The following is a 20,968-nucleotide window of genomic DNA, read 5'->3' as shown; positions in this document are numbered from 1 at the left end:
TAGATGAGATCAGACACCTCTTTGCCGATACCAAACAGCTTCTCGCCGAGTGCGCCCGTGTTGGCCTCGTTGTCCACATACACCGGGAGGTTGAGGTAATTCTCCAAAAGCGCACCGAGGTGCACGTCGCGCCAGGCCAGGTTGGGCGCGTTGAGCACGATTCCGTGGGAGTAGTCGACCAGTCCCGGAACGCCGACGCCAATCCCGATGAGACCGAGCGAGGAGGGCGGCAGAGCCGCTTTGAGGTCGGCTACCGCGCGCACAATGGATTCCACCATCTGTTGCGGGCCCTTGTTGTCCGTAAGCGGAAACTCGCGGGCGGCCACAATTTCGCCGGACAGGTCGCTCACGATGACGCGGACGTAGTCCACGCCCAAATCCACCCCGACCACGTAGCCAGCGCGGGCGTTGAACAGAAGTAAAACCGGCCGCCGTCCCACACGGGTGTGTCCGCGGCCAATCTCCAATACCAGGTCTTCGTGAATCAGTTCTTCCACAATGCTCGATACGGTCGCCTTGTTCAGGCCCGTCTGAACGGAAATCTGTGTCCGTGAGATGGGACTGTGGAAGCGCAGAAGGTTGAGAACAATCGACTTGTTCAACTCCTTGATGAAAGCTTGGTCACCTGTTCGTTTCATGCTGCTATCGTCCTCTATCTGAATTCATTTTCTATTTACGAGACAAGGCCACAACCAGTTCAAATATCATCACGCCATCATGCCGCACCCGGCCCATGATTGAGGTCTTTTCGTCAGCAAACCATAAATAGTTTGTTCAGTCAACCATCCAATAACTTGGCAGGGTTGTGAATGTGCCATTCTCATGCCGATGCCCGCACACCTACACAAGTGCATCGCGCATGCGTGGGGATGGGAGCGAGTCACACACGCATGCGCCGATACCCTCAGCTCTTTGTATTCAACTGTTCACCGCCCGCAGGTGCCACGTCGTGCTTTGAAAATCCGTATTCGGGAACGGAATGGCCAACCCAATCGCCATCAGCTCATCGCCGCCCACCGGTTCCTCGCTCGTCGCTCTTCCATCCTGGGTGACGGTGTAGCTGAGTTCGGATTTCAATCCCATTAGCCGCAGTCGGCGCAGCCGGCCGTTGGGCTCGGCTCTTGTACCAAACCAAAACACTACGGCCTCGTGACCATCTTCTGCGACAAACATCCACGCCGCGTCCTGCTCGTCGAAGGGGTTTTGCAGCGGGTAGTAGACGCCAAACTGAATAAGCTGGCGGATCTCCTTGTACTTCCCCACCTGCCGTCGGATCTCCTGCTTGTCCGCCTCGCTCAGGTGCCGAATGTCGAGTTCATAGCCGAAATTGGCTGACATGGCCACGTCCCCGCGTGTCTTGAGCGGAGTGCTGCGCCCAACTTGGTGGTTCGGCACGCTGGAGACGTGTGCTCCCATGGTGACGACGGGGTAGATCAGGCTGGTGCCAAATTGGATGTAGAGGCGCTCCACGGCGTCCGTGTCGTCGCTGGTCCAGGTCTGCGGCATGTAATACAGCATACCCGGGTCAAACCGTCCACCGCCGCCCGAGCAGCTCTCAAACAGGATATGCGGAAAACGCTGTGTCAACGTCTCGAGAATGCGATAGAGGCCGAGGACGTACCGGTGTCCGACCTCCCGCTGTCGCTCGGCGGGCCACTGGGCCGATCCCACCTCGGTCAAGTGCCGGTTCATATCCCACTTGACGTAATCAATGCGGGCACTCGCGAACACCTGACTCATCGCATCGATGATATACTCACACACATCGTCCCGGGACAAGTCGAGCACCAGTTGATTGCGCCCTTCCGATTTCTCGCGCCCGGCGACGTGCAGGCACCAGTCGGGGTGGGCGCGGTACAAATCGCTATCCGGCGACACCATCTCCGGTTCCACCCACAGACCAAACGAAAGCCCCAACGCATGCATCCGTTCGGCCAGTCCATCTAAGCCGCAGGGGATCTTCTCGCTGTTGACCACCCAGTCGCCCAATGAGGTGCGGTCGTCGTTGCGTTTGCCAAACCAGCCGTCATCGAGTACAAACAGTTCGATGCCCAGGTCTTTTGCCTCCCGGGCCAACTGTTCCAACTCTTCAACGTGAAAATCAAAATACATCGCTTCCCAACTATTAATAAGGATAGGACGCGGTCGGTCTCGATGCACGCCTCGGCACAGGTGGTTGCGGTAGAGGGCGTGATAGGTCTGCGTCATCCCCGTCAATCCGCGATTGGAGAAAGTCATCACCGCTTCTGGGGTTTGAAAGGTTTCGCCCGGCGCAAGGTGCCAGGTGAAGTCGAACGGGTTGATGCCGATTTGCAGACGAGCGGTGGAGAATTGATCCACTTCGACGCTGGCCACGAAGTTTCCGCTGTACACGAGATTTACCGCGTAGACCTCCCCGTGGTGCAGGTGGGCGTCCTGGCGCATCAGCGCCACAAACGGGTTATGTTGGTGGCTGCTGGTCCCGCGGCGGCTCTCCACCGACTGCAAACCCGACCGCAGCGGTCGGCGCATCAGGTGACGCTCCCGGGCCCACGCCCCCGAGAGGTGCAACATGTCGAACGCGTCGTCGGCAAAATCTACACTTAGGCTCAGTGCCCGTAGAAGGCGTAGGGCTTGGGTGTTTGTGTTGCGGAAACGAGCGGATCGGGCGATGGCGTCGTAGTCCCGAAACACACTGTAGGACAAGGTGACGTTCAGGCCGCTCAGATTGTCCGCCAAGTCGATTTCGAGCGTCTCCGCCTCGTCGGGCGATTCCACGTAGGTGGCCGGCAGGCCTGGCAAACCCGGCTTGCCGGGCAGGATACGGTGGGTTGCATAGCGCAAGTCGGTCACGGTCGATCCGTCCGGATTCTGCACCTGGAACGCAGGCGCTCGAAAGTCGGAGTTGCCGTACGCCGGGAACTCCTGGGGCAAAGTGTCGAGTGAAAGCTCCGGCCGATTGGGGTGCGGGTTTGGCGAAAAGGCGCGCGGGACGAGCCGTAGCGCGTCCGGAAGCTTTGGATTGCGCAGCCGCGGGCCCCAGTATACGTGAGCCAGATAGCCCTCCGATGTGACGCGGAGGACATAGCTGGAGTTCGGTGTTTGCAGATGGAACTGACGACGGGAGGCGTCGTAGTGAATCGGCACGTGGTTCCCTCCTCTGGCACGTAGTCCAACAACCGTAGTGTTGCTTCGACGCTGCCGGGCGAAAACCTCTTACTGTACAGTGGAAAAGAGGTGAAAAACAAGGAAAAACTTTTTCCGACAAATAGCAGGAATCTGATGAAACGTCTCGAATACATTCAATCATCAATTATTTGTTGCTTAATTAAACGAATGACATGGGGGTGTTGGATTTGACAAATAGAAAGCGCTTGCGTTATGTCGGCGTGTCGGCTGCCTTAGCCTTGAGCGTGGTCGCGGCGGCCGGGTGTGGAAGCGCAAGTTCGGGCGAATCCGACAACACCAATGGCGGAACTTCCAGTGGAAGCGCGTCCGAGAAGACGAAAATCACCTTGTGGGATATCCAAACCGGCGATTTGCAAACGGTCATCAAGGACATGGTGAACGGCTTCAATGAGAAACACCCGAAGATTGACGCGCAGGTTCAGTTTTTTGAGAACGATCCGTACAAGCAGAAACTCCAGGTGGCCATGGGTGCCCACAACGCCCCCGATATCTTCTTTGGTTGGGGCGGCGGTATACTCAAGTCCTACATTGATGCAGGCGATGTATACGATTTGACGTCGGAATACGATAAAGACCCGTCGTGGAAAAACAAATTTCTTCCGTCCGTGATGAAGCCGGTTACATTTGGTGGCAAGATTTATGGGGTGCCGAACAATTATGTGCAACCGGTTTTCATGTTCTACAACAAGTCGTTGTTCAAACAGTATAACTTGACGCCTCCCAAGACGTGGGACGACCTGATGCGCGACGTCTCCGTGTTCAAACAACACGGAATCATTCCTATCGCCTTGGGCGGCAAGGACAAGTGGCCCGACCTGATGTGGGAGGAGTATCTGGTGGACCGGATTGGCGGGCCACAGGTCTTCAATGACATCGCGGCCGGAAAGGCAAATGCCTGGTCAAATCCGGCTGTCCTCAAGGCCAACAAGATGATTCAGCAGTTGGTGGACGCGGGAGCCTTCGAGCCTGGGTTCAGTTCTGTCGGGCAAAACGATGGGTCCGCGACGGCTCTCCTCTATACAGGGAAGGCAGCCATGTACCTGATGGGCAGCTGGGAGTTCTCCACCATGCAGACCAACAACAAAGCGTTCACGCAAAGTGATCTGGGCTGGATGCCGTTCCCGGCGGTGACCGGCGGCAAGGGAGATCCGAACGACATTGCCGGAAACCCCAGCAACTACTATTCCATCGCGACAGACTCCAAGCATAAGGCCGCCGCAGTGACCTTCTTGAAGGATGCAGTGCTGGACGATCAGACGGTGAAAAACTTCATTAAACAGGGCCAGGTTCCTCCGGTTGCTGGCATTGAGACGGAGCTGAAAAACGCGGATAACGGCAACTACATGTCCTTTGTCTACGACTTGGTCAAGAAGGCGCCGAACTTCCAGATGTCTTGGGACCAGGCGTTGTCGCCCACGGAAGCTCAGCAACTGTTGACCGATTTGGACAAGTTGTTTCTGAAGCAGATGACTCCCCAGCAGTTCTCGGACGACATGAACAAGTACCTGCACAAGTAATAGACGAACGGCCCGGCGCCGCGACCGTGGCGTCGGGTTAGGGGGGAACACTGTGAGTTCGCGGATGAACGCGCAGCGATGGCTCATGATGGTGCCGGCAGTCGTGTTCTTTGCCGTCTTTGCGTTGGTGCCGATGGTGATAGCGGTGTATTTCAGTGGATTGAACTGGAACGGCATCGGCACGGCGGCATGGATCGGCTTGGGCAACTGGCAGCAGGTGTTTCACGACGCTGAGGCCCTTAAGGCGTTGCGCTTAACTCTGTGGATCATGATTCTGTCGTGGGTAATACAGACGCCGCTCAGTCTCCTGTTGGGAGTGTACCTGTCCAGTCCCCAGCGGCACAGGGCTGTGTTGGCGGTGTTTTACTTCACGCCTTTGCTATTCTCCTCGACGGCGATTGGCATCACCTGGTCGTACATTTTCAACCCCAACTTTGGATTGGTGACGGCTCTGCTCAAGGCCCTGCACATCGGTAACGGGATGCAGAACTGGTTGGGGAATCCGCACGTGGCCCTGTTGATTGTGGCCCTGGTCATCGCGTGGCAGTTTATTCCCTTTCATACGCTGTTGTACCAAGGCGGCGCCCGGCAAATTCCTGATTCCTTGTATGAAGCGGCTCGGATTGACGGAGCCAGTCCGACCGCCATCTTCTTTCGGATTACGCTGCCTCAACTCAAGTATACGTTTGCCACTTCGACAGTGCTGATTTTGACCGGATCGTTGACGTACTTCGATCTGATCTATGTATTGACGGACGGCGGACCGGGCGACGCCACCAACGTGTTGGCGATGGACATGTACAAACAGGCGTTCGTCAACCAGCATATCGGTTACGGCAGCGTGCTGGCTGTTATCCTTGCGGTTGCCGGCGTGATACTTTCGCTCATCATGCTGCGGGCGACCGGCTTCAACCGTATGGAGAGCCAGATGGAAGGGATGTGAACGTAGGATGGAGGCAGTACAGGCCAATCGCAGGGTGCGGACGCGGATGGCCAGCGTCCAGCGTCCGCCTGTGTTCTGGCGTGTGGTTGGACTGTTCTTTGGCATCGTGTGGCTCGTCGTCTCGTTTTACCCGATTCTCTATATGCTCATGACCAGTCTCCGCTCTCAACAGGGGTTCCTGGTCGGTAATCCGTGGCTGCCGTCGACCACGAGCAACTTGGCGAATTACGCCACTGTTCTCCAAGCGAATTTTGGCCACTACTTTCTCAACAGTCTCATCGTGTCGGTGGTCACCGTTCTGCTGGTCGTGTTGTTTTCGATACTATTCGCGTTTGTAGTGGTGCGCACAGACAATCGAGTGGTCCGCATCGTGTTTCAAGTCTTTCTGGTCGGGTTGGCGCTGCCTATTCAGGCGGCCATCATCCCTATCTATGTGATGGTGAGTCACCTGGGCCTGTATGACACCCTGCTGGGGTTGATTTTGCCCTCCGTCGCCTTCGGTCTGCCGCTCACAATTCTGATTCTCGTCAACTTCATTCGCGATGTGCCGAAAGAGCTGTACGAGGCCATGCAGCTGGAAGGAGCGACGGACTTCCAGGTCCTGCGCCATCTCGTCATTCCCGTCACGCGGCCCGCGTTGGTCTCAGTGGGTATCTACGACTTTGTGCAAGCGTGGAACAACTTCTTGTTTCCGTTGGTGTTGACCCAGAGCGACCAATCCCGCGTGATGCCGCTGGCCATCGTGAGCTTCCAAGGCCAATATACGATTAACGTACCTGTCATCATGGCGGCCGTGATCTTATCCGCCCTCCCGCTGATCTTGGCCTACATCTTTGGCCGCCGGTACCTGCTGCAAGGCATGCTTGCCGGCTTCGGAAAGTAAAACACACCGAATCGGAGGTCCCGTCGGAGCCCTCGGACCGCATGTGCCGGAATAGCCATCAGTGCATGACCGTGACAGAAAGCACTCTACCTGGAGCAGGGAGGAATGGCAACATGACACCTTATCTCGACGCTGCTCGGCCCATCGATGAGCGTGTGGACGATCTCCTCGCCCAAATGACCCTTGAGGAAAAAGTCGCCCAGCTCACCTCGTTCTGGGCCTACGAGGTGTTGGACGGTTTGAGCTTTTCCGAGTCCAAGGCTGAGCGCCTGATGCACCACGGCATCGGCCAGGTGACCCGCATCGGCGGCGCAACCAACCTGGGGCCACAGGAGACCGCGCGGCTGGCCAATCAGATTCAGTCCTACCTGATTCACCACACACGCCTCAAGATCCCGGCCATGGTGCATGAAGAGTCGTGCAGCGGCTACATGGCGCAGGGGGCGACTTGTTTCCCGCAGACGATTGGCATCGCGAGCACTTGGGATGTGGACGTGGTGCGCCGGGTGGGCGAGGTGATACGTGCCCAGATGCGGGCGGCGGGCGCACATCAGGCGCTGGCGCCGCTCTTGGACGTGACGCGGGATCCGCGTTGGGGCCGAGTAGAAGAGACGTTCGGGGAAGATCCGTACCTCGTCGCGCAGATGGGTATCGCCTACGTGCGGGGGCTGCAGGGCGATAACCTGCGCCAGGGTGTTGTCGCCACTGGCAAGCACTTTGTCGGATACGGAGCTTCTGAAGGTGGGATGAACTGGGCTCCGGCGCACATCCCGGAGCGGGAGTTGCGGGAGGTGTACCTGTACCCGTTTGAGGCAGTGGTACGCGAGGCGCGTCTGGCTTCCATCATGCCCGGCTACCATGAGCTTGACGGCGTCCCGTGCCACTACTCGTACGAGCTGCTGGCGGAAACCCTGCGCGGCCGCTGGGGATTTGACGGGATTGTCGTGTCCGACTACTTCGCTATCAACCAGCTCTTTGAGTACCACCGGGTGGCCAGAGATCAAGTCCAGGCGGCCGAGTTTGCGGTCAAGGCCGGCGTGGACATGGAACTGCCGAGCCGCGACGTATACGCTCAGCCGCTCATAGACGCCGTGGCCTCTGGGCGCCTTGAGGCGGCCGAGGTGGATGCGTTGGTCCGGAGGGTTTTGACCATGAAGATGCGGCTCGGTCTGTTCGAGCACCCGTTTGTGGACGAAGAGCAGGTCATCACCGTGTTTGACAACGCCGAGCAGCGCAGCCTCGCCCGCGAGGCGGCGGAGAAGTCCATCGTGCTGTTGAAGAACGACGGTGTGCTGCCGCTCTCGCGCCGGGTTTCGCGGATTGCCCTCATTGGACCCAACGCCGACAGCGTGCGCAATATGATCGGGGACTACGCGTACCCGTGCCACATCGAGTCGTTGCTGGAGATGCGCGATGACGACAATGTTTTTCACACCCCGATGCCGGAAAATGTCGCTACGGTGGACGAGTTTGTGCGCATGAACAGCATTCTGCAGGCGCTGCGCGCAAAGGTTGGACCCGGGACCGAGGTCCGTTACGCCAAGGGATGCGACGTACTGGAGACCGGCGCCGACTTGTCCGAGGCCATCGCGGCCGCCAGAGACGCGGAGGTGGCGGTGGTCGTGGTCGGGGACCGAGCGGGTCTGACTGCGGGGTGCACGACCGGGGAATCGCGGGACCGGGCGACGCTCGGGCTGCTGGGGGACCAGGAGCGGTTGGTCCGGGAGGTGGCCGCCACCGGCACCCCGACGGTCGTGGTCCTTGTCAGCGGTCGCCCGCTCGCGATTCCCTGGATTGCTGAACACATTCCGGCAATTGTAGAGGCGTGGCTTCCGGGCGAAGAGGGGGCCGAGGCGGTGGTCGATGTCCTGTTTGGCGACGTGAACCCGGCAGGGCGACTGCCCATCAGCGTGCCCCGCTCGGTCGGGCAGGTCCCGGTGTACTACGGGCATAAGCTTTCCGGCGGGCGTTCGCACTGGACCGGCAACTATGTGGACGAGAGCACCAAACCGCTCTTCCCGTTCGGGCACGGACTCAGTTACACTCGTTTTGAGTATCGGGATCTTACCTTCTCGAGTCTGCAGGTGGATGTGCACGGGCAGGTCGAGATTAGCTGTACGGTCCAGAACACCGGGGATTGTGACGGTGACGAGGTGGTCCAGCTTTATATTCGAGACCCTCAGGCGGACGTCACCCGTCCGGTGAAGGAGCTAAAGGGCTTTGCCCGCATCCACCTGACGGCCGGTGAGTCGGCGCGGGTGACGTTTACGCTGTCCGCTCACCAGCTCGGGTTTTACAACCGAGCCATGGAGTTTGTTGTGGAACCGGGTGAGATCGAGGTGATGGTAGGCACTTCCAGTGAAGACATCCGGCTTCAGGGCGCCTTCACGCTGACCGGCGAGACGGCCAGGGTGGAAGACGAAAAGGTGTTCACCACCCGTGTCCGGGTCCATCCATCCGTCCATTGAATCCCTTTCTTTGCTGCCGGGCTGCGTGTGGACGCAGTCTGGCAGGCCCATTCTCTCCAGGGTGGGTTTGACTTCCCTGGACAACCGAGGTGAGGAGCCTTTGAAGGCAGCCGTATTGCGCGCGGTTGAAGATTTGGTGATTGACGACATTCCGGCTCCCGAAGCACCGGCTCCCGGCTGGGTGCAGGTGGCCGTGCGGGCTGTGGGCATCTGCGGTTCGGACGTTCATTACTACCAGGAGGGGGCCATCGGCTCCTTCGTGCTCAGGCAGCCGATGATTCTCGGGCACGAGGTCGGTGGTGTCATCACGGCCGTGGGTGAAGGGGTGGACCTTCCCGTCGGGACGGTTGTCGCCCTGGAGCCCGGCATCCCCTGCGGAAAGTGTCCCCAGTGTCGGCAGGGTCGTTACAATCTCTGCCCGGACGTGCAGTTTTTTGCCACGCCGCCGGTGGACGGAGCGATGACCGAGCGGGTCAACCACCCGGCTGCGTTCACCTATCCCGCAAATGGCTTGACCCCGGAGGAGGCCAGCCTCGCGGAGCCGTTGTCGGTCGGGATTGCCGCGGTGGGCAAGGCGGCGCTGCATCTGGGAGAGCGGGCGCTCATTCTGGGCGCCGGTCCAGTCGGCCTGTTGACCGCACTGGCGGCCGACGCCGAGGGGGCGGTGGTGACACTGTGCGACGTGCAGGTCGACAGGTTGACGGTCGCGGAGCAGCTAGGGTTTTCGACGCTGGTTTTCGACGCCCAGCGGGATGCCGCGTACGACGCCGTCATCGACTGCAGCGGCAGTGGTCAGGCGGTAGCCTGGGGGCAGCGAGTCGTGCGGCCAGGCGGGCGCATCATTCTGGTCGGAATGGGAGCGGCCGGAGCCGTACAGCTCGACGGTTTGGACCTGTGCCTGCGCGAAGTGTCGGTGCGGGGCGTGTTTCGCTATGCCAACACGTTCCCTGCGGCGATTGAACTCCTGCGGCGGCGCCGCGATGTGCTGCCCGTATTCACGGGGCATCGAATTGCGCTGGCGGAGCTGCCCGAGTGTCTGCGTACCGGATCGTTCAGGAGTCACGTGAAAACCTTGGTCATCTTGTGACCGCCAGGTGGGGGATGTCCGTGACTGCGACGGTCCGAGAGGGGGAAGACGGCGATGGCTGAACATGAGCCCGCGGCGGCGCCGTCGTTGGCGCAGGCGTTTGCCGGGGATTTTCGCATTGGCGCCGCGGTGAGTCCGCAGGCCCTGTCCCGCCATGCGGAGCTCATCGCGCATCATTTCAACAGCGTGACGGCGGAAAACCATATGAAATTCAGCGAGGTTCATCCGCGTGAGGACGAGTACACATTTGCAGAAGCCGACCGTCTCGTCCGTTTCGCCGAACAGCACAACCTGGCGGTGCGCGGACACACCCTCGTTTGGCACAACCAGACTCCGGATTGGGTGTTCCAGGACGGCAGCGGACAGATTGTATCAGCCCCGGAGCTGCGGCGCCGTCTGCGTGATCACATCGAACATGTGGTGGGCCGCTGGAAGAACCAAGTCTACGCTTGGGATGTGGTCAACGAGGCGGTGGCGGACAGCGGTGGGGATTGGCTGCGCGAATCTCCATGGCGCAGCATTTTGGGAGACGGATACATCGCCGAGGCGTTCGCCATAGCCCACGAGGTCGATCCGCACGCGCAGCTGTTTTACAACGACTACAACGAATGCCATCCCGACAAGCGCGAGAAGATCTACCGTCTCCTACGCTGGCTTAAGGACTCCGGAGTTCCGGTTCACGGCATCGGAATGCAGGGGCACTGGGGGTTGAACAGTCCTTGTCTCGATGACATTCGCCGCACCATCGAGCGGTTTGCGGGTCTGGGCCTACGCTTGCAGGTGACGGAGCTGGACGTGTCTTTGTTTGCCTGGAACGAGACGGATGTGCGCTGGGCGGAACCCCCGGCCGAGCGGCTGGAGCGCCAGGCCCAACGGTATGAGGCCATCTTCGGGCTGCTCCGCGAGTACCGGAATGTCATCGATTCGGTGACCTTCTGGGGTACCACAGATGATCTCAGCTGGCTGAACGACTTTCCCGTGCGGGGCCGCGGCAATTGGCCGCTGTTGTTCGCGTCCGATGGGCGGCCGAAACCGGTGTTTTGGCGTGTGCTTTCCACCGCGCCATAAAGAGACAGCCCTGGCCTTTGTCTGTCGGTCGTCTTCGCACCTGCGGATGGGCTGTCCGGCCGCAGGCGCGGGCTCCTAAGGCGCTGCCAAATGGCCAAAAATTTCTATCATGACTTGAATACAAGTATAATTCAAGTATAATTCTGCGTGGAAGGATTTCGTCTCTTTAGGCTTTATCGAGGGATGCAAGTTTACATACAACAAGGAGGCATTGGCATGATCAAGGTGGCCATCATTGGCGCCGGCGCGATTTCCAGCAGCCACATTGAGGCGTATCTTGCGTTTCCAAATCGGGCCGAGATTGTGGCTGTCTCGGATGTGTACCCGGAAAAGGCAGAACAGCAGATCGCGCGCTACGACTTGCAGGCGCGGGCGGTGAAAGATTATCACGAACTCTTGGCCAATCCGGAGATTCAATTGGTCTCCGTGTGCACGCCGCCGGGGACGCACGCGGAGATTACCTGCGCATGTCTCGGGGCTGGCAAGAACGTGTTGGTCGAGAAACCGATGGCTGCCTCGCTGGCGGAGTGCGACCAGATGCTGCGGGCGGCTGAGAAGGCGAACAAGGTGCTGTCGGTGGTGGCACAGAATCGCTTCCGCACGCCGATGATGAAACTCAAGCAGGTCCTGGAGTCCGGGGTAGCCGGAAAGGTGTTGCACGCGCAGGTGGATTCGCATTGGTGGCGGGGGCACAGCTACTACGACCTGTGGTGGCGAGGCACCTGGGCGAGCGAGGGCGGCGGATGCACTTTGAACCACGCCGTACACCATATCGACGCCCTGCAGTGGATGATGGGGATGCCGACACAGGTACAGGCGGTGATGGCCAACCTCGCGCACGACAATGCGGAAGTTGAGGACATCTCGCTGGCGTTGCTGCGGTTTGACAACGGTGCTCTGGCGCATATCACGAGTTCGGTCGTCCACCACGGCGAGGAGCAGCAGCTCGTGTTTCAGGCGGAGAAGGCGATGGTGGCGATGCCTTGGCGATTGTACGCCTCCGTCTCGCGTGAAAACGGATTCCCCAAGCGGGCCACAGACGTGGAAGCGGACATCCAAGGCTTTTACGACTCGCTGCCAGAGCTTCGCTATGAAGGCCATACGGGGCAAATCGACAACGTCTTGACGGCGCTGGAAACCGGGCAGCCTGTGCTGATCGACGGGATCCAGGGGCGGCGGACGTTAGAGCTCATCACGGCCATCTACAAGTCAGCCATCACGGAAGAGCCAGCCACCCTGCCGCTTGCTGAAGATGATGGATTTTATACTCACGATGGGCTGCTGGCGCGGGCGCCGCACTTTCATGAGAAGACCAGTTCCGTCGTTTCCTTCGCAGACAACGAGATCACGACCAGCGGCACCTATGGGCGCAACGCGTAGGCAGATGGGAGGCGTCACGATGTCGAAAGCGGACGGGATGAACTATGCCCCGAAAGGAAAACCCAACCCGGTTTGTGAAAAGGGGGACTTTGTGTTTGCCGCCGTGGGGCTGGATCACGGCCACATCTACGGCATGTGCAACGGATTGTTGGAGGCTGGCGGGGAACTGAAATGGGTGTATGACGAAGACGAGGAAAAGGTGAAAGCGTTTCAGCGGACCTACCCGTCGGCCCGTGCCGCCAGGTCTGTGCAGGAGGTCCTGCAGGATGCGAGCGTGCATCTGGTCGCCAGCGCCAAGGTGCCCGCCGACCGGGCGCCGCTTGGGATCCAGGTGATGCGCCACGGCAAGGACTACTTCACCGACAAGCCGCCGCTGACCACCCTGGATCAGGTCCGGCAGGTGCGCGAGACGGTGGCGGAGACGGGGCGCAAGTACGCGGTGTATTACAGCGAGCGGCTGCACGTGGAGAGCGCGGTTTTTGCCGGGCAGCTCATTGCGGACGGTGCGATTGGCCGTGTGGTGCAGGTCATCGGTATGGGCCCGCACCGAATCGGCCTCGGCGGACGGCCGGATTGGTTCTTTAAGCCTGATCGCTATGGCGGTATCCTGTGCGACATCGGCAGTCACCAGATTGAACAGGTTCTCTTTTACACCGGGTGCGATGATGCGGTCATCGCGCAAAGCCGGGTGGCCAACTATCGGTACAAGGAATTCCCGGAGTTTCAGGACTTCGGAGATTGCGCGTTGAATCTGGGCAACGGGGCCACGGGATACTTCCGCGTCGACTGGTTTACGCCAGACGGTTTGCGCACGTGGGGCGACGGCCGCACGTTCATCCTCGGCACCCATGGGTACATTGAGCTGCGGAAGTACATCGACGTCGGTCGCGACGCAGAGGGTGACCACGTCTACCTGGTCAACGATGAAGGCGAGCATCACATCCCGGTATCCGGACGTGTCGGCTACCCGTTCTTTGGAGAGCTCATTTTGGATTGCTTGGAGCGCACAGAGAGGGCAATGAGCCAAGAGCATGCCCTGAGGGCGGCGGAGTTGGCGGTGCTCGCCCAGCTGCAAGCCGTTCGCCTGGAGGGTTGAGCGTGGCCAATCCGTTTGGAATGGAGACCGACCGCCGCTCGCTCAGTGAACAGGCGTACGAGGCGATTCGCGAGGCGATTTTGTCGCTCCGGTTGGAGCCGGGCCGCGCGGTATATGAGAATGAGCTGGCCAACATGTTGAACATGAGCCGGACGCCGGTGCGGGAGGCGGTGCGGACCCTCTTGGTCGAGGAACTGATAGAGGTGCTTCCACAGCGCGGGATGAAGGTGGCGCTCATTTCCGAGAAAAAGGTGGAAGAGGCCCGCTTTGTCCGCGAGAGCTTGGAGGTCAGTGCGCTCAGAGCGGCCATCGTTGGCTGGCACACGAACGAGTGGGGTGCGCGGCTGAAGGACGAGGTGCAGGCGGCACTGGCTGCACAGCGAAAGTCGGCCGAGACCGGCGACGTGCTGGGATTTCTGGAGGCAGACGAATGGTTTCACCGACTGCTGATGGCCGCGGCGGACAACCGGACCCTGGTCTCGATTGTCGCCCAGATGCGGGCCCACCTCAACCGCGTGCGCACCCTGTCGCTGCAAGAGTTGAAGAATGTGCAGACCTTGATAGAGGAACACGAACAGCTGGTGTCCGTGCTCACGGCTGGCGACGAGGAGCGAGCGGTCAGTCTGTTGACGCACCACCTGCGCCGGCTGCAACAGGACGTGGCCGTCGTGCGGAGCCAATACCCTTTGTACTTTCGCGACTAGAGGAGTTTTGGGGGACAAAGGACACAGCAAAGAGGTGGAACAGCGAAGAGGTGGATGTGGATGCGCATTTCAGACATCCGCGCGACAACTGTCAGCGCACCGTTGGAAGCGCCGCTGCGCCACAGCAACGGCGCCCATTGGGGCCGGTTTGTGCGGACCATTGTCCAGGTGGAGACCGACGAGGGTCTCGTTGGTCTCGGAGAGATGGGTGGCGGTGGCGAGAGCGCCGAGCAGACGTTTCGGGCTCTCCGCCCGTATCTGATTGGGCATAACCCGTTTTCTCTGGAGGAGCTGGGGTTCAAAATCGCCAATCCAACCGCCAGTCTCTACAACAACCGGACGCAGGTCCTGGCGGCCATCGAATTTGCTTGCCTCGACATCATGGGTAAGGCGCTGGGGGTACCTGTTTACCAGCTGTTCGGGGGAGAACTGGGTATCCAACTTGCCACCATGTTGCATCTGGGGGCGGTGCTTTCCAACCTGACGTTCAGTGCCGACGCCCATTACCATCACCTGCGGGACGACATCATAGCCGGCGGCAAGTTTTCGTATGTGGACGGTTGCATCGAGGTTCCCGACGGGCCCGGGCTGGGTGTGACGCTGGATCCCGACAAACTCGGCCAGTACGCGGAGGAATTCAAACGGCTGGGAGGCTACCCGTATGATCGCGATCCCGCCCGCCCTGGCTGGTTCCCGTTGATTCCGAACGACCGGTGGGCCAACCCGAACAACGAATACGGGCGCACGGCCGTCGAGGAGGGATGAACATGTACCGGCACCACGCTGATTGTCGACGGAGGCGTTCTGCTGGCAAACGGCTACGTGTAACCGGTGCCCAGAAGAAAGGAGGAGATGATTCGTGGTGAATGAGGATTTGGCGTCGCTGGTGGCCCGCGTGGTGTCCGAAACCCCAGCGTTCGATATGCACACGCACCTGTACGCGCCGGAGATGGGATCTCTGCTGTTGTGCGGGGCGGACGCAGCCTTAAACTTTCACTATTTGGTGTCCGAATCGTTCCGCGTTCATCATATGCCCTACCGGAAGTTTTGGGCGCTCTCCAAGGCGCAGCGGGCCGAGGTGGTCTGGAACGCCCTGTTTCGCGATACCTCACCCGTGAGCGAGGCCGCGTCTGGCGTCATTGAGATGGCGCGGGCGATGGGCTGTGATACCGACCGACTGACGCTGACCGCTCTGCGCGAGACGCTGTCTGACGTGCCCACGGCTGAGTATATTTCCCGCATCATGAACCTGGCCAACGTGACGCACATCGTCATGACGAACGATCCGTTCGATGACCAAGAAACCGCATTTTGGCAGGCAATGGACACGATGGACAAGAGGTTTCTCGCGTCCCTACGGATCGACAGGCTGATGAATCAGTACTCTACAGTGGCGCCTGTGCTCGCGGGGAAAGGTTACGACGTTGACCCATCTCTGTCCGGACGTTCCATCGCCGAATTACGCCGCTTCCTGGAGGACTGTGCCGATGCCGTGCATCCTGTGTATGTCGCATTTTCGGCGGCCGACGACCTGACCTATCCGGAGGAAACTGGGCCGCGCGGGCGCATCCTGCGGGAGGTGGTGCTGCCGTTCTGCCGAGAGCGGGGAATCCCGCTGTCCCTGATGATTGGCGCCCGGCGACGGGTGAATCCAGCACTGCACGACGCGGGGGACAGCGTGGTCCAGGCGGATGTGCGGCCAGTGGAGTCGCTGTGCGCGGATTACCCAGATAACCGGTTTCTGGTCAGCATGTTGGCCCGCGAGAACCAGCACGCCTTGGTCGTCGCCGCGCGCAAGTTCCATAATCTGATGCCATTTGGTTGTTGGTGGTTTGTCAACACCGACACCCTGGTGGAGGAAATCACTCGCATGCGACTGGAGCTTCTCGGTCCCACTTTCGTGGCGCAGCATTCGGACGCTCGGGTGTTGGAACACCTGATTTACAAATGGCAGCGAGCCCGCCGTGTGCTCACGCGCGTCCTGGTCGACAAGTATCAGTCCCTACAGGATTCCGGTTGGCCGGTGACTGAAGAGGTCGTCCGCCGCGACGTCGAGCGATTGTTCTCGGGGAACTTTAAGCAATTCGTTGGATGGGCCTAGTCTTCCGGCTGAACACCTGGAAACGCCAGCCCCGTGGTTTCGCGGCGCTGGTCCGGGTACCAATGAGAAACCTGTACATTTCGACATTCGACATCTTCTTACATACTAGTATGGAGGTGGTGGCTTATATGAGCGATGTCATGACAGGCCCAGTGATTTCCGAACAGCCGGTGCCTAAGGCGAAGCCCCGTCAAGTGCACGAGTTGTGGCGACGCGTGTGGAAGGAACGCTGGATATACGCCCTGTTCCTCCCCGGCTTTGCCTACTTCATCATCTTCAAGTATTGGCCGATGTGGGGCGTGATCATGGCGTTTGAAAACTATCAACCGTTTCAGGGGGTGCTAGACAGCCAGTGGGTCGGATTGGAAAATTTTCAACGCTTCTTCTCAGATCCGGCCTTTTGGCAGCTGTTTCGCAACACGTTTATTTTGGCGGTCTACAACATCGTGTTCTTCTTTCCGTGCACGATTATTGTGGCTTTGCTTCTGAATGAGCTGAGGTTGCGCTGGTTCAAAAGCGCTGTGCAGACGCTCATCTACATCCCGCACTTCTTTTCCTGGACCGTCGTTGTCGGCATCACGTACATGCTGTTGACGACGCAGGGAGGCTTGGTCAATGAGTTGCTCAAGATGGTGGGATTGCACCAGGTGAACTTTTTGGAGAATAGCGCCTGGTTCCGGCCGCTCATCGTGATTCAGGACATTTGGAAGGAAACCGGTTGGGGCACCATCATCTTTCTCGCCGCGCTGGCCGGGGTGAACGTGGAACTGTACGAGGCCGCTCGCATCGACGGAGCCAACCGACTGCAGCAGCTTTGGCATGTGACGCTGCCCGCCATCCGCGGCGTCATCATCGTCATGTTCATTCTTCGTTTGGGCAGCTTCTTGGACGTCGGTTTTGAGCAGATCTGGCTGATGCTCAACGCTATGAACCGAGACGTGGGCGAGGTCTTCGATACCTACGTGTACACGCTCGGCCTGCAGTAGGGGCAATTCAGCTACAGTGCCGCCATCGGGCTGTTCAAGTCGGTCATCGGTTTGATTTTGGTGCTCGGCGCCAATAAGCTGGCGAAATTATTCGGCGAGGAAGGAATCTATTGAGGGGGGATAGCGTGGTGAATGAACGCACCTTTGCCGGGCGCGCCTTCGACGCAGCCAACATTGTTTTGCTCACGCTGGTGTCGCTCGCCACTTTACTGCCGTTTGTCTACGTGGTGGTCGCCTCGTTTTCCGCGACGGATGACATCATCCCAAAGTCGTTTACGCTCAGCGCCTACCGATACCTGTTCTCGACCGACACGTTTGTGCGCAGTCTGGGTATATCCATTTACATCACGGTCGTCGGCACGGTGCTCAGTCTGGTTGCGACGGCGTTATCCGCCTACGCCCTTTCCCACCGGAAACTGCCGGGCCGTAGGTTCTTTCTCTTGCTGGTCCTGTTCACCATGCTGTTCAACGGCGGCATGATTCCTACCTATTTCGTGGTGAAAGACCTGGGGATGATAAATACCCTATGGTCGCTCATGATTCCAGGGCTTATCAGCAGCTTCTATCTCATTATCATGAAAAACTTTTTCCTCGAAATCCCAGAGGACTTGAAGGAAGCGGCGCGGATAGACGGGTGCACCGAATTGGGCGTTCTGTTCCGGGTGGTGCTGCCGCTCTCGCTGCCCGTGTTGGCCGCGTTTGGGTTGTTATACGCGGTTGGCATCTGGAACCAATACTTCAATGCCATTCTTTATATCAATGATCAGACCAAGTGGCCCATACAAGTGCTGCTGCAACAGATCGTGGTGTTGGCCTCAGGCGGCTTCGGCAACGCCGCCGGTTCAGCCGATGCAGTACAAGTCTTTGGACAAGGTGTGCGCATGGCCGTCATCGTCGTGTCCACCATTCCCATTTTGATAGTATATCCTTTCCTGCAAAAACATTTTGCGAAAGGTATGCTAATAGGTTCAGTCAAAGGCTGAGCTGACAGAAAAATAAGGAGGTCGAAGATGAAATGGAAGCAAAGAAGAAGTCGGTGATGACAGGTAGTGCGGTTGCGGCAGGGGCGCTGTTCTTGACGACCATTGTAAGCGGTTGCGGGGGTTCCTCCGGCGGAAACACCAGCAACAGCGGAGCGTCCTCCGACTCCAACTCTGGCGAACCGGTGACCATCACCATGTCCCTGAACTTCGATGGCAAGGAGGTGCCGAAGCCCGGAAACGAAGTAGAGAAGGCCATCGAGAAGTACACGAATACCAAGTTGAAGATTCAGGAGCTGCCCAGCACGACGTACAATCAAAAGCTGCCGGTGATGGTGGCCTCCGGCGATTTGCCGGATGTCATCGCGGCCGATCCGCACGCGCAAGGTTCATCCTGGCTGCTCAATGCGATTCAGCAGGGGCAGTTTTGGGATCTCACTCCGTACATCAAGCAGTACCCGAAGTTGTTCAACATCAATCCGATTATCCTGAAGAACGCGGAGGTGAATGGTCACCTGTACGGTTTGCCGCGGGTCCGTCCGCTGGCGCGGAACGTCACCTTTGTGCGCGCCGACTGGCTGAAAAACCTCGGCCTCCAGGTCCCGAAGACCCTTGACCAGTACCTGGACATGCTGCGAAAGTTTACCCACGACGATCCGGGCAAGGACGGCAAGAATGACACGTTTGGCCTGTCGGTGACGACTGCATTCTCGACGACTGTCGACTCATTCGCCGTCGCCTTCGGAGCGCCGAACAATTGGAAAGTCGTCAACGGGAAGTTCATTAAGGATGTGGACACGCCACAGTACCTGAAGGGATTGGAATTTGAGAAGAAATTGTACGATGAGCATTTGGTCAACTCCGACTCGGCGGTCATCCAGCGACCCCAATGGGAAGGGTACTTCTTTGACGGAAAGGCGGGCGCCATCGGCAACACATCGAACACGGGCGACGCGTACCTGGCTAGCCTGAAGCAGAATAACCCTAAGGCGGAGATTACCGCGTTTAGCGCGCTCGCGGCCCCGGATGGCCAGATCCGTGTACCCGCAGGTCCTGGCTACAATGGGGAGCTCATGTTTCCGAAGTCGGCTGTGAAGACCGAGGCGCAGCTGAAGCAAATCCTCAACTTCTTTGAAAAACTCGACGACCGTCCGATGGCCAACCTGCTCGCCTACGGAATTAAAGGCAAGGACTATACCGTCAAGAACGGAAAGGCGGTTATTAACCCGAACTCGGACTATAACGATACGGTGGCATACCCGTACCGCTTTCCGTTAGGCGTTGTGGATCCGACTACGTATGCGATACCGGCCGCGAATCTCAGCGCAATTGACCAGCTAACCAACAAGCTGGTCGAAGAGAACGACAAGTATGTCGTCACGGACCCGACCTATACGCTGACCTCGCCGACGTACCAACAGCGCGGCGCGCAGCTCGACAAAATACTGACCGATGCCAACACGCAGTTCTTGCTCGGCAAGATCACGGTGCAGCAGTGGAAGGCGCAGGTCAAGAAATGGCATGAGGAGGGCGGAGACCAGATCGCGAAGGAGTATGCTGAAGCATACGCGAAGCAACAGAAATAACCATGACCAGGCAAAACATGAGTTATTCGTGAAGGCAAAGGGCTGCCCATGTGGCAACCCTTTGCCTTTGGAACGTCGGTTTCTTCCACACCCATACGGCAACGGTTGACGCCACCACCCCCTATGGCTGCGGCAAGTTGGAAAAGTCCGTTGCATCTTCAATTCTATCTTGCTAATATAATTGTAACTCAGTTGCGTCAACTTGGTTTCACATCTGATTGTGAAGAACGGTATTGCTCTCGGTGTCATTGATACCGAAGTTACAGATATCTGTTCCGAGTGCGCATCATCACCGGCATGGCTCGCGCGGCGTGTTGGTGGAGGTCGCCGGAATCGCGGAGACCATAAACGCGCGAAAGCGTAGAAGTTTTTAGGAGCGGTGGTATGCGTCTGATCGTGGGAATCACGGGTGCCTCCGGGGCCATCCTCGGGATTCGCACCCTTGAAGTTTTGCGAGCGTTACATGTCGAGTCGTACTTGATTCTGAGCAAGTGGGCGGAAGCTACCATTCATCAGGAGACCGACTGGTCGCTGGCCGATGTCAAGCAGCTGGCCACCCATGTCTATTCAGCGGCCGACCAAGCTGCGGCCGTGTCGAGTGGCTCGTTTCCCGTCGACGGGATGATTGTGGTCCCGTGCAGCATGAAGACACTCGCCAGTATACGTATGGGACTCGCGGACAATCTGATTATGCGGGCAGCCGACGTTACCATCAAGGAGTCACGGAAGCTGGTGCTGGTTCCGCGCGAGACGCCTGTTAGCGCCATTCACTTGGAGAACATGCTAAGCTTGGCGGAGATTGGCGTATCCATTGTTCCGCCCATGCCGGCATTTTACAATCGACCTACGAGTGTCGATGACATCGTGAATCACATCGTGGCCCGAGCACTCGATCAGTTTGGGATAGAGTCCAATCTGATCAAACGATGGAAAGCGGATTAGTCACGGAGGGTGGCCAGTCTGCGATCTATGGTGACGCGGCACCAAAATCTAACTGGAAT

Annotated in this window: 16 protein-coding genes and 1 pseudogene; 15 read left to right on the top strand and 2 right to left on the bottom strand. The window is 58.7% G+C overall.

Translation table 11 applies throughout. From position 1 onward, the window contains the following. On the bottom strand, positions 1 to 638 hold a 638-nt coding region (locus tag ASH01S_RS06515), incomplete at its 3' end, for an ROK family protein (RefSeq protein WP_157067026.1). Between the two features lie 280 nt (positions 639 to 918). Next, entirely contained in the window at positions 919 to 3,126 is a 2,208-nt protein-coding gene (locus ASH01S_RS06510) for an alpha-galactosidase (RefSeq protein WP_067925372.1), read from the bottom strand. Between the two features lie 200 nt (positions 3,127 to 3,326). Here ASH01S_RS06510 and ASH01S_RS06505 point away from each other — a divergent pair, with 200 nt between their 5' ends. The 15 genes and pseudogenes from ASH01S_RS06505 to ASH01S_RS06435 all read left to right on the top strand — a co-directional run bounded on the left by ASH01S_RS06505 (position 3,327) and on the right by ASH01S_RS06435 (position 20,909). Next, entirely contained in the window at positions 3,327 to 4,685 is a 1,359-nt protein-coding gene (locus ASH01S_RS06505; protein WP_373278547.1) for an extracellular solute-binding protein, read from the top strand. A gap of 52 nt (positions 4,686 to 4,737) precedes the next feature. Continuing rightward, positions 4,738 to 5,628 (top strand): carbohydrate ABC transporter permease, encoded by an 891-nt coding sequence (locus ASH01S_RS06500; RefSeq protein ID WP_245628953.1) that lies wholly within the window; start codon positions 4,738 to 4,740, stop codon positions 5,626 to 5,628. Positions 5,629 to 5,635: 7 nt separating this feature from the next. Next, complete coding sequence (locus ASH01S_RS06495; RefSeq protein WP_217996303.1) at positions 5,636 to 6,511, top strand: carbohydrate ABC transporter permease; 876 nt, start codon at positions 5,636 to 5,638, stop codon at positions 6,509 to 6,511. A 113-nt stretch (positions 6,512 to 6,624) separates the two neighbouring features. Further along, a complete protein-coding gene (locus tag ASH01S_RS06490) occupies positions 6,625 to 8,979 on the top strand; it encodes a glycoside hydrolase family 3 N-terminal domain-containing protein (protein WP_067925367.1) in 2,355 nt (784 codons plus the stop codon). Positions 8,980 to 9,079: 100 nt separating this feature from the next. Continuing rightward, positions 9,080 to 10,066, top strand: coding sequence for an NAD(P)-dependent alcohol dehydrogenase (locus tag ASH01S_RS06485; protein WP_169794191.1), 987 nt, complete (start codon positions 9,080 to 9,082; stop codon positions 10,064 to 10,066). A 54-nt stretch (positions 10,067 to 10,120) separates the two neighbouring features. Further along, the gene (locus ASH01S_RS06480; RefSeq protein WP_067925360.1) at positions 10,121 to 11,134 is read left to right on the top strand and encodes an endo-1,4-beta-xylanase; all 1,014 of its coding nucleotides are present in this window, start codon (positions 10,121 to 10,123) and stop codon (positions 11,132 to 11,134) included. A 216-nt stretch (positions 11,135 to 11,350) separates the two neighbouring features. Then, positions 11,351 to 12,514: a Gfo/Idh/MocA family protein gene (locus ASH01S_RS06475; RefSeq protein WP_067925357.1), complete on the top strand. Its 1,164-nt coding sequence runs from the start codon at positions 11,351 to 11,353 to the stop codon at positions 12,512 to 12,514. A 19-nt stretch (positions 12,515 to 12,533) separates the two neighbouring features. After that, positions 12,534 to 13,610, top strand: coding sequence for a Gfo/Idh/MocA family protein (locus ASH01S_RS06470; RefSeq protein WP_067925354.1), 1,077 nt, complete (start codon positions 12,534 to 12,536; stop codon positions 13,608 to 13,610). Between the two features lie 2 nt (positions 13,611 to 13,612). Next, a complete protein-coding gene (locus ASH01S_RS06465) occupies positions 13,613 to 14,314 on the top strand; it encodes a GntR family transcriptional regulator (protein ID WP_245628952.1) in 702 nt (233 codons plus the stop codon). Positions 14,315 to 14,374: 60 nt separating this feature from the next. After that, positions 14,375 to 15,079 (top strand): enolase C-terminal domain-like protein, encoded by a 705-nt coding sequence (locus ASH01S_RS06460; RefSeq protein ID WP_067925351.1) that lies wholly within the window; start codon positions 14,375 to 14,377, stop codon positions 15,077 to 15,079. A 94-nt stretch (positions 15,080 to 15,173) separates the two neighbouring features. After that, positions 15,174 to 16,415, top strand: coding sequence for a hypothetical protein (locus tag ASH01S_RS06455; RefSeq protein WP_067925348.1), 1,242 nt, complete (start codon positions 15,174 to 15,176; stop codon positions 16,413 to 16,415). A 140-nt stretch (positions 16,416 to 16,555) separates the two neighbouring features. Beyond that, positions 16,556 to 17,515, top strand: a pseudogene (locus ASH01S_RS06450) (ABC transporter permease). Positions 17,516 to 17,526: 11 nt separating this feature from the next. Next, positions 17,527 to 18,384 carry a carbohydrate ABC transporter permease gene (locus tag ASH01S_RS06445; protein ID WP_067925345.1) on the top strand — a complete coding sequence of 286 codons (858 nt, stop codon included), beginning with the start codon at positions 17,527 to 17,529 and terminating at the stop codon, positions 18,382 to 18,384. A 32-nt stretch (positions 18,385 to 18,416) separates the two neighbouring features. Continuing rightward, on the top strand, positions 18,417 to 19,967 hold the full coding sequence (locus tag ASH01S_RS06440) for an extracellular solute-binding protein (protein WP_067925342.1): 1,551 nt from the start codon (positions 18,417 to 18,419) through the stop codon (positions 19,965 to 19,967). Positions 19,968 to 20,351: 384 nt separating this feature from the next. After that, complete coding sequence (locus tag ASH01S_RS06435; RefSeq protein WP_067925339.1) at positions 20,352 to 20,909, top strand: UbiX family flavin prenyltransferase; 558 nt, start codon at positions 20,352 to 20,354, stop codon at positions 20,907 to 20,909. Positions 20,910 to 20,968 lie beyond the last annotated feature (59 nt).

Source organism: Alicyclobacillus shizuokensis NBRC 103103 (genome assembly GCF_001552255.1).
Classification (GTDB): Bacteria; Bacillota; Bacilli; order Alicyclobacillales; family Alicyclobacillaceae; genus Alicyclobacillus_G; species Alicyclobacillus_G shizuokensis.
The sequence above is the reverse complement of the archived record's forward strand: the minus strand, read 5'-3'. Positions and strand labels throughout refer to the sequence as shown.